We start from the raw sequence: 12,942 nt of genomic DNA, 5'->3' as shown, positions 1-12,942 counted from the left end.
GATGTGTAGGCTCCGGCAGCGTCATGATCAACCGGGCGCGGACTCCGGAAAGTCAGGGCGCTCCGGATGTCGAGAACTTGGTACCGGCTCCGTCCCAGGGACATCAGCGGCCACGACGGGCCGGAGACGACAACGGTAGGGACGACCATGGAGCCGAACGAGATCACCGAGGTCCTGAACCGGCCGATCAGCCAGGACCTCCTGGCCCGGGACATCACCCGCCTGGCCTACGTCGCCAAGGACGGCACGCCCCGCGCCGTGCCGATCGGGTTCACCTGGAACGGCTCGGAGATCGTCATGTGCACCGCGACGAACGCCCCGAAGCTGCCCGCCCTGCGCGCGAACCCGGCGGTCGCCCTGACGATCGACACCGAGGTCCACCCGCCCAAGATCCTGCTCGTCCGCGGCCGCGCCGAGCTCGACGTCGTCGACGGCATCCCGGAGGAGTACCTCCAGGCGAGCGGCACCTACGAGATGACGCCCGAGCAGAGGGTCGAGTGGGAGGCCGGGGTGCGTTCGCTCTACGACCGCATGGTCCGGATCGTCGTGACCCCGACGTGGGCGAAACTGATCGACTTCGAGACCACGCTGCCGAGCGCGGTCGAGGAACTGATCCGGCAGCGGGACGAGCGCGAGCGCGCCTGAGCGCCGCCCGCCGACCCCTGCCCTACCGCACCAAGGAGGATCTGATGGCCAAGTACCTGCTGCTCAAGCACTACCGGGGCGCTCCGGAGGCGGTCAACGACGTGCCGATGGAACAGTGGACGCCGGAGGAGATCTCGGCCCACGTCCAGTACATGGAGGACTTCACCGCCCGGCTCGAGGCCACCGGCGAGCTGGTCGTCGGCCACCAGGCGCTCTCCCCGGACGGCATGTTCGTCCGCTACGACGGCGAGGGGCGGCCGCCGGTCACCGACGGGCCGTTCGCGGAGACCAAGGACCTGATCGCCGGCTGGACGGTGATCGACGTCGAGAGCCGGGAGCGGGCCCTCGAACTGGCCGCCGAGCTGTCCGCGGCCCCGGGCGCGGGCGGGAAGCCGATCCACGAGTGGCTCGAGGTGCGCCCGTTCCTGACCGAGCCCCCGACCATCACGGAGTGACGCACGTGGACGAAGCGCGGTTGCGGGCCCTCACGCCCACCGTGATCGCCGTCCTCGGCCGCCGCGGAGCCGACTTCGCGGCGGCCGAGGACGCCGTCCAGGACGCCCTGGTCGAGGCCGTGCGCGTGTGGCCGCGGGATCCGCCGCAGGACCCCAAGGGCTGGCTGGTCACCGTCGCCTGGCGCAAGTTCCTCGACGCGTCCCGCGCCGATACGGCCCGGCGGAACCGCGAGGAGCGTGTCGAGGCCGAGCCGGTGCCCGTCCCGGGCGACGCGGTGGACGACACGCTCCAGCTGTACTTCCTGTGCGCGCACCCGTCCCTGACACCGGCCTCGGCCGTCGCGCTCACGCTGCGCGCAGTCGGCGGCCTGACCACGCGCCAGATCGCGCAGGCATATCTCGTCCCAGAGGCGACCATGGCCCAGCGCATCAGCAGGGCCAAGCGGACCGTGTCGGGCGTCCGGCTCAACCGGCCCGGCGACGTCGCCACCGTGCTGCGCGTGCTCTACCTGATCTTCAACGAGGGCTACTCCGGCGACGTCGACCTCGCCGCCGAGGCGATCCGGCTCGCCCGCCAGGTGGCGGGCATGACCGGCCACGAGGAGGCCGCGGGGCTGCTCGCGCTCATGCTGCTCCACCACGCGCGGCGCCCGGCCCGCACCGGCCCCGGCGGCCGGCTCGTGCCGCTCGCCGAGCAGGACCGCGCCCTGTGGGACACCCGCCTGATCACCGAGGGCGTCGCCATCCTCCAGGCGGCCCTCGCCCGCGACCGCCTGGGCGAGTTCCAGGCCCAGGCCGCCATCGCCGCGCTCCACGCCGACGCCCCGGCGGCCGAGGAGACCGACTGGGTGCAGATCGTCGAGTGGTACGACGAGCTGGTGCGCCTCACCGGCAACCCGGTCGCCCGCCTCAACCGGGCCGTCGCGGTCGGCGAGGCCGACGGCCCGCGGGCCGGGCTGGCCGCGCTGGCGGAGCTCGACCCCGCCCTGCCCCGCCACACCGCCGCCGCGGCCTACCTCCACGAGCGGGACGGCGACCTCGCCACCGCGGCGCGGCTCTACGCCGACGCCGCCCAAGCGGCGTCCAACCTCCCCGAACGCGCCCACCTCACCCGCCAGGCCGCGCGCCTCAACGCGCGGCTGCGCGGCCCAGCGTGATCACGGCCCGCCCGAGGCGTCGCGGGCGCGCATGCGTGAGGGGCGGGGTGGCGAGGCTGCGCCCCGGCATCCCGCCCCTCGTCCGCACCGGTCAGTGCGCGTGCGCTCCTCCGGTCAGCCGGCTCGGGTCCGGTGTCCATTTCTGGGCGGCCTTGCCGTTCAGGTCCCACACGACCTTCCCGGCGCGGACCGTCAGCTCGGTGGACAGCTTCCGCTTGCCGTCGATGCGGTAGCCGAAGCTGTCCACGAACCCGAACGTGCCCTTGTCCAGCGTGAACACCGCGACGTCGGCGGGCGCGCCCACCGAGAGGTTGCCCAGGTCGGGCCGCTGGATCGCCTTCGCGGGCACCCAGGTCGAGGCGTTGACGACGTCCTTCAGCGGCATGCCCAGCGCCATGAACTTCGACATGATGTTGGACTGGTCCTTCATCCCGGCGTTCATGCTGGTGATGTGCAGGTCGGTGGAGATGACGTCGGGGGTGAAGCCCTCCTTCATCGCCGGGACGGCCACGTCGTAGGCGAAGCTGCCGCCGCCGTGGCCCACGTCGAACAGCACGCCGCGGTCGCGGCCCTTCTTCATGCCCGGGTTGAGCCTGCCGTCCGGGCCCAGCTCACCGCGCAGCCCGGAGTAGGCGTGCGAGTAGATGTCGCCGGGACGGAGCTTCTCGGTGAGCAGCGTCTCCAGCGGGCGCTCCGGACGGTTGGCGCCGAAGTCGACCATCACCGGGACGCCCGCCGCCTCGCCCGCCTTGACGGAGTTCTCGACGGCCGTCCACTCCGGGCCCTCGAAGTGCGCCGTCTTGATGCCGATGATCGTGCCGGGGTGCTGCCTGGCCTTCGCCGCGGCCGGTCCCGGGTCCATGTCCTTGACGTTCTGCTCGTACTTCCCGCCCGCCATGCCCTCGCCGACGACGTTGAGGAAGGCGAGCACGCGGGTCTGCGAGCGGTCGATGACGTTCTTCTTGAACAGCTCGAAGCTGGTCGCGCCCGACGAGCCGGCGTCCACCGCGGTGGTGACGCCGGCGCGGAAGGTGAAGCCGTCGGGCGCAACGCCGGCCCAGCCGTTCCGGTAGGCGTCCTCCGGGCCGGGGAACAGGTGGGCGTGCAGGTCGATGAGGCCCGGGGTGACGTACTTCCCGGACGCGTCGACGGTCTTCTTCGCGGCCGTGGCGTCGATCCGCCGCGCGACCTTGGCGATCTTCCGGTCCTGCACGGCGACGTCGCGGACGGCGTCGAGGCGGTTCTTCGGGTCGACGACATGGCCGCGCTGGATGACCAGGTCGTAGGCTTCGGCGGCGGACGGCGCGCCGCCCGGCACGAGGGCGCCGAGGGCGGCGCCCAGGGTCAGGGTCAGGGCGGCCGGGACGATCCGCCGGCGGAATCGGTCTCTCGCGTGCATCCGGACTCCAGTTCTCAGCGGACGGCGATGCAGTCGATCTCGACGAGCGAGTCGCCGGGGATGCCCCCGGCGGCGGCGATGGTCGTGCGCACCCCGGGCTCGCGGCCCCAGCGGCCGCGGAAGACCTCGTTCATGCCGTCGTAGTCGTCCAGGGAGTTCAGGTAGACGTTGACCTTCAGCACCTTCTCCATGGAGGAGCCGACGGACTCCAGGTAGCGCTCGACCTCGTTGAGGACGTGGTCGGTGTGGGCGCGGATGTCGCCCGCGAAGTGCGCTCCGATGCCGGAGATGTAGACCATGTCCCCGTAGGTGACGATCGGGCTGAACAGCGGGTTCGCCGGCGGCTGCCCGCCGCCCGGGTAGTGGACCTCCTTGCGCGGCTTGCGGCCGCGTCCGGCGTCGGCCGCCGCGGGCTCGGCGCCCGCCACGACCGGTACGGCGGCGACGGCGGCCACGGCCGGGGCCTTGCGGATGAAGTCCCGTCGGTTCGAGGACACGGTTCCTCCAGAGCTGGTGCAGGGGTGAGACAGGGTTCAGTGCAGGACGTGCGAAGGAATGGACGTGCGATAAGGAACGGGAGCCGCCGTCAGGACTTGCGGGTGGCCGTCCAGGACGCGCCCAGGTACTCGCCCATGTTGAGATCGCCGCTGATGCGGTTGCCCTTGAGCGTGCCGGTGAAGGTGAAGCTGAGCGCGTCGCCGTGCTCCTCGCCGTAGTAGCTGCGCACGGTCACCTCGGAGCCGCTGACGCTCCCGGTCGCCGGACGGCTGACGAACTCGCCCTTGTGCGTGCCGGTGATCTTCGCGCCGTCCTGGCTCAGCTTCAGCTCGTGCGCGGTGGACGTGCCGGCCGTGTACTTGATCTCCAGCGCCCAGGTGCCGCTCGCGTCGACGGTGGGCGGCTTCGGCGGCTCGGGCGCCGGCGGCGGGTCCCTGAGCAGCTTGACCAGCTCGACGGCGATGGTCTTGGCGTTCCCGGGCTCCAGCATGTACGGGGTGATGGACACCCCGGACTGCGCCGGGTCGCTGCTGCGCGCGGCGTTGATGGCGATGCGCGGCTCGCCGTCCCACAGGGTGTCCACGATGGTCTGGCCCGTGACGCCGAGGTTCTGGGCGTTCCACAGGACGGTCAGCGTCGGGGTCCGGTTGGAGAGCCCCTCCGGCTGGACGATCTTCGTGGTCACACCGCGGACCACCGACACCCGGCGGGCGATGTCCTTCAGCCACGAGGTCCACGTCGCGTACTCGGCCTTGTGGTCGCGCTGCACCCACATCTCCACGGCGGCGAGCATCCCCATCGCCTCCTCCTTGCCCACCTTGAACCCGCGGGCCCAGCCGTGGTGCGGCGCGCTGTGCACCCAGGCGGCCCGGACCAGGTCCTCGCGGCCGAGCAGGATCCCGGCCGACTGCGGCCCGCGCAGGCACTTGCCGCCGCTGTAGGCGACGAGGTCGGCGCCGCGCTGCAGGTGGACGTTCGGGATGGTGAGGATCTCCGCGGCGGCGTCGACCAGCACCGGGACGCCCGCGGCGTGCGCGATCTGCGCGATGGTCCTCGTGTCGAGCTCGCTCTCGTCGACGCGGGGCATGGCGAAGATGTAGACGAGCGCGGTCTGCGGTCTGAGGGCCGCCTTGAGCTGCGCGCGGGTCTCCACCTCGACGATCTTGAGCCCGGTGGCGCTGATGGCCGCCTCGTAGACGTTCCGGGAGTGCTTCGGGATGATCGCTTCGGTCTTCTGGAAGCCGGTGAGGTCCGGGAGCTGGACGTGGAGGTCGGGGTTGCCGCCCGCCACGCACGCGGCGCTCGCGTGCCCGAGCGCCGCGGAGGCGCCGGAGCTGACCATCCCGAACCCGGCCTTGGTGAGCTGCGCGAGCCGCTTGCCGATGGCGTCCGCGAGCTCGTCCAGCTGCACGTACTGCCGCGCCGCCCGGTCGATCGCCTCGCGCACCTCGGGCAGCATCAGCGAGCCGCTGAGGACGGTGAACGTGCCGCGCCCGTTGATCAGCGGGCGCACGCCGATCGCTTCGTAGCCCCCCTTAGGCCCCTTCCCGGCGGCGCGGGCGGGCGTGCCGCCGTTCGGCGCCGCCACCGCCTCGCCGCCCAGAAGCGGCCCCAGGGTCAGCGCGCCGCCGACGGCCGCGCCGCGCCCGAGCATTGCCCGCCGTGATATTCCTTCAGTTCTCATCCGGTCCATCCAAGGCGACTCGTGGTTCGTGGTGCGTCACACGGTAAAGGGGGCGGGGGCGGGCGTTAAGGTCGCGAATCGTATGCCGGTATTCGCAACCCGGATGCTGGAAGAAGTGCGTCCCTCGATCGTCGTAATGGCACATGAATTCCTCCTTGGACAATGCGCCGTGCGGGTGCCGGTGCGGCCGTCAGCCGGCGGGCAGCGGCTGTTTCTCCGCCGCGCTCAGCCGTGTGGTCCCCACCGGAATGTCCGACACCTCGATCTCGCGGAGGAGCGTGCGGGCCGGCGGCGTCAGCGGGCTGGTCGTGCTCCAGTGCACCGCGACGCGGCGGCCGCAGGGGACGTCGAGGCGGCGGGCCACCACCCCGTCGGTGTCGGCGGTGGCGACCGCCAGGAAGTTGATGACGCCGATGCCGAGGCCGCTGCGGACCAGGGAGATGAGGGTCTGCGGCTGGTTCGTGGCCTGGACGGCGTTCGGTTCGAGGCCGCGCTCGTGGAAGGCGCGGTAGGTCTCGAAGCCCATGCTCTTGGACGAGCCGAGCCGCCCGATCGTGATGACCGGGTACTTGGCGACCTCGGCCGGAGGCAGCGGCTCGGGCAGCCCGGCGAGCGGATGGTCCGGGCGGTGCACGACGATCAGCCCCTCCCGCCACAGCGGCCGGCACTCCACCGACGGCCCCGGCGGCGGCGACATGGGCCGCAGGCAGATGTCCACCTCGCCCGCCGCCAGCGCCGCGTCCAGCTCCAGCGTGGAGCGCTCCACCAGGATCACCTTGATCGCGGGACGGGTCCGCGCCATCCGCTCCAGCAGCTGCGACACGAACGCCACGCTGGCGCTCGGGTAGCTGCCGAGCGTCACCACCCCGCGGGCCGCGCCGCGGTACCCGGCCATGGCGGCCTCCGCGCCGGCGAGCTGCCGCAGGATCGTCCGGGCGTGCTCGGCGAGCACCACGCCCGCCTCGGTGAGCGACACGGGCCGGTGGTCCCGGTCGAACAGCGGGACGCCCGCCTCCCGTTCCAGGGCGGCCACGTGCATGCTCACCCGGGGCTGGGAGCGGTGGATGACCTCCGCCGCGGCGCTGAAGGTTCCGGTGTCGACGACGGCGAGGAACGAGACAAGCCATTCGAGGCGCAGATCGGTACGGAGCATGCCTTTTCCTCTACCGCCGGGCCCGGCGGCGGACAATCCCGGCCCTGGTTTCGGAGGGGGGCCGATCCGCATTCCGAATAGCCGTGCGGTCCCGGGCCGCCGGCGTGCTCCTCTTGGTCCCGGGACCTGGCCGCGTATCCGGGGCCGTCGAGCGGAGCTCGTCCGTTGGATGGCGGTGGGGGCCGGAGGACGGTCAGGACCCCCGCTCCGGCGCCTCGATGTGCTTGATCCAGTACTCGCGGGCCAGCGCGTCCACCCCGGCCGGCGCCACGCCCCGCAGGTGCACGACCTGGCCGTCGGTGCCCGCGATGCGGCCGTGCTTCTGCAGGCGCAGGATGTGGTAGCGCTCCGGCGCGAAGCCGAGCTCGACGTCCACCGGGAAGCGGCCGCGTTCGTCGCGGTCCGCGCCGACGCCGGGGCCGACCTTGCCCCCGGCCTGGACGCTCAGCCAGATCTGGTAGGCGAGCACGATCGCGATCACGACGGATAGCTTGCGGAGCGTCGGGCTCTTCGCGGCCCGGCGCGGCAGCGACGTTCTAGGCGGCACCCGGCTCACCTCCCGCGTCCCCGGCGCGGGCGCCGCCGTCCGCCGCTTCGTTCTCGTCCCCGGCCAGCAGGTCGTTGACCTGGTTCGCGATGCGGCGGAACTCCGGCAGCTCCGCCGTCTCTTGCCAGCGGCGCGGCCTCGGCAGCGTCACGTCCACGATCTCGCGCACCCGGCTGGGCCGCCGGGACAGCACCACGATCCGGTCGGAGAGGAACACGGCCTCGTCGACGTCGTGGGTGACGAAGAAGACCGTCGGGCGGCGGGACTCGAAGATGCCCGTCAGGTCCTCCTGGAGCTTGCGGCGCGTCTGCGCGTCGATGCTCGCGAACGGCTCGTCCATGAGCATCACGGCCGGTTCGTTGGCCAGCACCCGGGCCACGCCGAGCCGCTGCTGCATGCCGCCGGACAGCTCGTGCGGGTACCGGTGCGCGAAACCGTCGAGGCCGACGAGCTTCAGGAACTCCTCCGCCGTGGCGTTGCGCTCAGCCCGCGGGACCCCGCGCATGCGCAGCCCGAAGACCACGTTGCCCAGCACCGTCTTCCACGGGAACAGCGCGTGGCTCTGGAACACCACCCCGCGGTCCGGCCCCGGCCCGTCGACGGGACGGCCGTCGACGACGACCGTCCCGCCGGACTGCCGCACGAACCCGGCGACGATGTTCAGCACGGTCGTCTTGCCGCAGCCGCTCGGGCCCAGCACGGAGACGAACTCGCCCTCCCTCACCGTGAAGGAGACGTCGGCGATGGCCGTGACCTCCTCACCGCTGTAGGTGTCGGTGTAGACCTTGTTCAACCGGTCGATCTTCAGCGCGGTCATCCATCCGCCTCCATCGCGCGAACCATCCCCCAGCGTTCGACGGTCGCCCGCTCGAACGGGGCCAGAATCAGGGCGTCGAGCGCGTACCAGAGCGCGCCGAGCACCGCCATGCCCAGGAACACCTGGCTGACGTCGCCGACCCGGCGGGCGTCGAACATCATGAAGCCGATGCCGCTCGTCCCGACGATGATCTCGGCGGCCACCAGCGCCCGCCAGCCGTAGCCGAGCCCGGTCCTGATGCCCCCGGCCACCGACGGCAGCGCCCCGGGCACGATCACCTCAAGGAACACCCGCAGGCGGCCGGCGCCGAGGCTGCGCGCCGCGCGGACGAGCTCGCGCGGCACCTGCTCGACCCCCGCGACGACGCTGAGCATCAGCGGGAAGACGATCGTGTAGACGAGGACGAACGTCACCGTCGTGAGGCTGAAGCCGAACCAGACGATGACGATCGGCAGCCACGCGATGTCCGCGACGGCCTGGAAGAACAGCAGGATCGGCCAGAACGCGCGGCGCACCATCCGGCTCATCGCCACCGCGAAGCCCAGCGGGAGCCCGATGAGCAGGCCGAAGCCGACGCCGTAGCCCAGCCGGGTGAGCGAGTCCGAGAGGTAGCCGGGCAGGATGCCCTTCTCCAGCAGCTCGCCGAGCTTGTCCACCACGGTGGGCGGGCCGACGAAGAAGGACTCGGGGAACACCTCCAGCGCGTCCAGCAGCCACCACAGCGCGACGACCGGCACGAAGGGCCCGAGCGTGCGGAACGTTCCGCTGCGCAGGCACCGGCGCCACATCCGCCATGCCAGGCCCCGACGGGCGCCCCGCCCGTGCCGGCCGGGCCCGCGCCCTGTGCGCTTCTCCCTCGTCGGGGAGGCGGTCGAAGTCATGTGCCCTGCGCTCCCGTCATTCCCCAGCGCTCGACCGTGCGCCGCTCCAGCGGCGCCAGCAGGAGCCGGTCCATCAGCAGCCACAGCACGCCGATGATCATCATCGACGCGATGATCACGTCGGTCTGGAAGTACTTCTGCGCCTGGAACAGGGCGTAGCCGAGGCCCGCGTTGCTCGCGATGATCTCGGCCGCCACCAGGCCGCGCCAGCCGTAGCCGAGCCCGACCCGCAGGCCGGTGACGATGCTCGGCAGCGCGCCCGGGAGCAGGATCTCCCAGAACATCCGCAGCCGGCCCGTCCCCAGGCTGCGCGCGGCCCGCAGCAGCTCCGTGGGGATCTGCCGGACGCCGAGCATCGCGTTGTAGGTCAGCGCGAAGAACATCGCGTTCCACACGATGAAGATCACGGCCCGGTCGCCGTAGCCGAACCACAGCGTCGCGATCGGGATCCACGCGATGCCGGCGAGCGCCACCGAGAACCGCAGCAGCGGCAGGAAGAACGCGGACAGCACGCGGCTGGCGCCGAGCGCGATGCCGAACGGCAGCGCGGTGACCAGCGCCAGCGCCATCCCGATGCCCGTCCGCCGCAGGCTGGCGCCGAGGTGGCGCCACAGGTCCCCGCTCGTCCACAGCTCGCCCAGCGCCGCGAGCACGTCGGTGACCTGCGGGAAGACCCGCAGCGGCGCCCCCGATGCCGACACCGCGACGGCCCACGCCGCCACGAGCGCGGCGAGCGGCCCGAAGAACCACAGCGCGCCCGCGGCGGTGGAGCGGACGCCGCGCCGCCGCGGAGGCCGCCGCACGGCGGGCCGCCTCGCGGTCGGCGCCGTCACGACGGGCACGCCTTCTCGGCCGCCGCGCGGTCGAAGGTGTAGCCGTCCTGGATCTTCGCGGACGACGGCATCTCCGGCAGGTCCTGGAAGAGCTTCGGGTCGGCGGCCATCACCTTGAGGATCGGTCCGGGACGGAAGAGCTTGTTGACGTCGAACCCGGCCTTGACCTTCCCCTGCGCGGCCAGCAGCTGCGCGACGGTGTCGAGCGCGAGGTAGTTGCAGGCGGAGAAGCGCGGGTCGAGCTGCTTGACGTTGTGCGTCATCGCCTCGGTCGCCACGGACTTCTTGATGCCGGGCAGCCACCGGGTCGCGGCGTCGGCGGCCTTGGCCGGGTTCTGGCGCATCCACTGGTCGGCGGTCGCCCGCGCGGTGAGGAACCGGTGGACGACGTCAGGGTTCTCCTCGGCGTACTTGGGCGTGGTGACGATGTAGCCGACGAACGGGATGAACTCGCCGCCGCGCAGCACCTCCTTCGCCCCGGCCACCTGCTGCGTGATGGTGATCGAGAACGGGTCCCAGACGATGGCGGCGTCGATGCCGCCGGACTTGAGCGCCACCGCCATGTCCGGCGGCTCGGTGTTCACGATCTTGACGTCGGACGCCTTCAGCCCGGCCTTCTTCAGCAGCCCGAGCAGGTACAGATGGTTGATGGAGCCCTCGGAGACGCCGATCCGCCTGCCCCGCAGCGTCGTGAGGTTCTTGCCGTCGATCCCGGAGTCGCCCTTCGCCACCACGGCCATCGTGTCGTCGATGCTGCGCCGGCTGGCCGAGCCGGTGTAGTTGCCCACCAGGACCAGGTCGAGGCCCTTCTGGGAGGCGGCGATGGCCGGCGTCCCGACCTGGACGAAGTCCACCTGGCCCGCCTGGAGCGCGTTGAGCGCGTCCACGCCGGTGGGGAACGGGTCGGCGAGCTTCACGTTGAGGTTCTGGTCGTCGAAGTGGCCGGCCTCGACCCCGGCGGGCAGGCCGAGCTGGTCGATGGCCGAGACGTATCCCGCGGAGACCTTGGTCGGAGCCTTCGCACCATCGCCTGCGACCTCGTCGTCGACGGTCGATCCGCCGGAACACCCCGCGAGCATCGTCACGATGCCAGAGCAGGCCACCGCCGCGAGAGTGCGTTTCGCGCGCAACATGAGTCATCTCCTGATCGGTCTGGACGGTCGGACGGGTCGATGGCCCCCGGCGAGCACGGCGTCGACCGTGCCGCGGTGGGGGATGGGGGTGACCGCGCCGGGGCCGGTCGTGGTGAGCGCCGCCGCCACCGCCGCGTAGCGGGCGGCCTCGGGCACCGGCGCGCCGTCCAGCAGCCGGGCCGCGAACGCGCCGTCGAAGGTGTCGCCCGCCCCGGTGGGGTCGACCTGCCGCACGGGGTGCGGGTCGACGCGGGTGACCGTCCCGTCGTGGGCCACCAGTGCTCCCTCGGCGCCCATCTTCAGCACCACGGTGGACGGGCCCCGGCGGACGAAGGCGTCCAGCACGTCCCGGGGCTCGTGCGCCCCGGTGAGGGCGCGGCCCTCGGTGAGGTTCGGCAGCGCGATGTCGCACAGCTCGACGCCCCGCATGATCACGGCGCGGGCGCGCTCCGCGGGCCAGAGCGCGGGACGCAGGTTCGGGTCGTAGCTGACCAGCGTGCCTGCCCGGCGCGCCAGCTCCATGGCGTGGAAGCCCGCGTCGCAGGCCGACGTGCTGATCGCCTGCGTGATGCCGCTGACGTGGAGGAGCCGGGCCCGGGCGATGGCGTCCGCCGGGATGTCCCCCGGGGCGAGCCGGCTGGCGGGGGAGTGCGCGCGGTAGTAGACGAAGCTGCTCTCCGACTCCGTCCGGTGGACGAAGTAGACGCCGGTCCGCCCGCCCGCCTCGAGCACGACGTGGTCGGTGCCGACGCCCTCCCGCTCCCACAGCCGCAGGAACGCCGCGCCGAAGTCGTCGTCGCCGATCCGGGTGACGTAGCCGGTGCGGGCGCCGGACCGGGCCGCGGCGACGGCGAAGTTGGAGGTGTCGCCGCCGTAGCCGACGGTGAAGGCGTCATCGCCCTCGACCGGCCGGGCGCCGTCGACGCGGGCGTTGAACTCCAGCAGGGGTTCGCCAACCGCGAGGATGTCCACGGCTCAGATCCGGCCGTGCTTCTCGATGCCGCCGCGCAGCGACCCCGACTCGAGGATCAGCGCGGTCTGCTCCCGCTCGCGCCGCTCGATCTCCAGCGCCGCCTCCAGCACCGCGGCGACGCTCTCCGACGGGACGCACACCACCCCGTCGGCGTCGGCGACGATCAGGTCGCCGGGGCGCACCGCCACGCCGCCCAGCTCCACCGGCTCGTTGAGGGACACCGTGCGGTAGCGGCCGACCGTCGTCGCGGGCACGCTCCCGCGGGCGTAGATGGGGAAGTCCGGGTAGTCGCGGCGGATCTCCTCGACGTCGCGGACGCCGCCGTCGAGCACCGCGCCCGCTACCCGGTTGGCCACGGCCCCGGCCGACATCAGGCCGCCCCACAGCGCGACGTCCGCCCCACCGGCGGCGATGCAGACGACGCTGCCCGGCTCCGACTCGTCGATGGCCCGCAACGCGTGCGCCGGCGGGGCCGGGTCGGGCGAGGGCACCTCCAGCACCGTCGCCGCCGGGCCGACGAGCCGTCCCGCGCCGGGGAGCATCTGCCGGACGCTGCCGGACAGGTAGCCGCGTCGGCCGCCGAGCTCCACCGCGTCGGCCACCGAGGCGGTGGAGATCGACCGGAACGCGGTGATGATATCGGCGGAAAGCGTCGTGGTCATGTCGTCTGGGCTCCGTTCTCTGCAAAGCGTTCCCTGCGAGGCGCAACATTCCGGAGACGAATTCCCGGCACGGCGCGACCGGCTCGGTGGCGCGGCTACAGAAAC

The 12,942-nt window shown here is 72.4% G+C and carries 14 protein-coding genes; 3 read left to right on the top strand and 11 right to left on the bottom strand.

Annotation, left to right across the window (positions count from 1 at the left end; genetic code table 11):
* Nucleotides 1-66 precede the first annotated feature (66 nt).
* The 3 genes from ETD83_RS05930 to ETD83_RS05920 are packed head-to-tail and all read left to right on the top strand — an operon-like array spanning nucleotide 67 to nucleotide 2,257.
* On the top strand, nucleotides 67-645 hold the full coding sequence (locus ETD83_RS05930; protein ID WP_230420712.1) for a pyridoxamine 5'-phosphate oxidase family protein: 579 nt from the start codon (nucleotides 67-69) through the stop codon (nucleotides 643-645).
* Between the two features lie 44 nt (nucleotides 646-689).
* Entirely contained in the window at nucleotides 690-1,100 is a 411-nt protein-coding gene (locus ETD83_RS05925) for a YciI family protein (protein ID WP_138644028.1), read from the top strand.
* A gap of 5 nt (nucleotides 1,101-1,105) precedes the next feature.
* Nucleotides 1,106-2,257, top strand: a complete 1,152-nt coding sequence (locus ETD83_RS05920; protein ID WP_138644032.1) for an RNA polymerase sigma factor — start codon at nucleotides 1,106-1,108, stop codon at nucleotides 2,255-2,257.
* A gap of 91 nt (nucleotides 2,258-2,348) precedes the next feature.
* Here ETD83_RS05920 and ETD83_RS05915 read toward each other — a convergent pair whose 3' ends face one another.
* From ETD83_RS05915 to ETD83_RS05865, 11 genes are all read right to left on the bottom strand, one after another.
* Nucleotides 2,349-3,656: an amidohydrolase/deacetylase family metallohydrolase gene (locus ETD83_RS05915; protein WP_138644027.1), complete on the bottom strand. Its 1,308-nt coding sequence runs from the start codon at nucleotides 3,654-3,656 to the stop codon at nucleotides 2,349-2,351.
* A gap of 14 nt (nucleotides 3,657-3,670) precedes the next feature.
* Nucleotides 3,671-4,153, bottom strand: coding sequence for a RidA family protein (locus ETD83_RS05910; protein WP_138644026.1), 483 nt, complete (start codon nucleotides 4,151-4,153; stop codon nucleotides 3,671-3,673).
* Between the two features lie 89 nt (nucleotides 4,154-4,242).
* On the bottom strand, nucleotides 4,243-5,808 hold the full coding sequence (locus ETD83_RS05905; protein WP_138644025.1) for an aminotransferase class V-fold PLP-dependent enzyme: 1,566 nt from the start codon (nucleotides 5,806-5,808) through the stop codon (nucleotides 4,243-4,245).
* 220 nt (nucleotides 5,809-6,028) lie between these two features.
* Complete coding sequence (locus ETD83_RS05900; RefSeq protein WP_138644024.1) at nucleotides 6,029-6,991, bottom strand: LysR family transcriptional regulator; 963 nt, start codon at nucleotides 6,989-6,991, stop codon at nucleotides 6,029-6,031.
* Between the two features lie 193 nt (nucleotides 6,992-7,184).
* Nucleotides 7,185-7,538, bottom strand: coding sequence for a hypothetical protein (locus ETD83_RS05895; protein WP_138644023.1), 354 nt, complete (start codon nucleotides 7,536-7,538; stop codon nucleotides 7,185-7,187).
* A complete protein-coding gene (locus ETD83_RS05890; protein ID WP_138644022.1) occupies nucleotides 7,528-8,355 on the bottom strand; it encodes an ABC transporter ATP-binding protein in 828 nt (275 codons plus the stop codon). Before ETD83_RS05890 ends, ETD83_RS05895 begins: the two co-directional genes overlap by 11 nt.
* Complete coding sequence (locus ETD83_RS05885; protein ID WP_230420711.1) at nucleotides 8,352-9,236, bottom strand: ABC transporter permease; 885 nt, start codon at nucleotides 9,234-9,236, stop codon at nucleotides 8,352-8,354. Before ETD83_RS05885 ends, ETD83_RS05890 begins: the two co-directional genes overlap by 4 nt.
* Complete coding sequence (locus ETD83_RS05880; RefSeq protein WP_230420710.1) at nucleotides 9,233-10,069, bottom strand: ABC transporter permease; 837 nt, start codon at nucleotides 10,067-10,069, stop codon at nucleotides 9,233-9,235. Before ETD83_RS05880 ends, ETD83_RS05885 begins: the two co-directional genes overlap by 4 nt.
* Entirely contained in the window at nucleotides 10,066-11,202 is a 1,137-nt protein-coding gene (locus ETD83_RS05875) for an ABC transporter substrate-binding protein (protein WP_138644020.1), read from the bottom strand. The genes ETD83_RS05880 and ETD83_RS05875 overlap by 4 nt, the downstream gene beginning before the upstream one ends.
* A 3-nt stretch (nucleotides 11,203-11,205) precedes the next feature.
* On the bottom strand, nucleotides 11,206-12,174 hold the full coding sequence (locus tag ETD83_RS05870) for a sugar kinase (RefSeq protein ID WP_138644019.1): 969 nt from the start codon (nucleotides 12,172-12,174) through the stop codon (nucleotides 11,206-11,208).
* Nucleotides 12,175-12,177: 3 nt separating this feature from the next.
* Complete coding sequence (locus tag ETD83_RS05865; protein WP_138644018.1) at nucleotides 12,178-12,837, bottom strand: RraA family protein; 660 nt, start codon at nucleotides 12,835-12,837, stop codon at nucleotides 12,178-12,180.
* Nucleotides 12,838-12,942: the final 105 nt, after the last annotated feature.

The sequence above is a fragment of the Actinomadura soli genome (genome assembly GCF_005889715.1).
Classification (GTDB): Bacteria; Actinomycetota; Actinomycetes; order Streptosporangiales; family Streptosporangiaceae; genus Spirillospora; species Spirillospora soli.
This window is presented reverse-complemented; position numbering and strand designations above follow the sequence as displayed.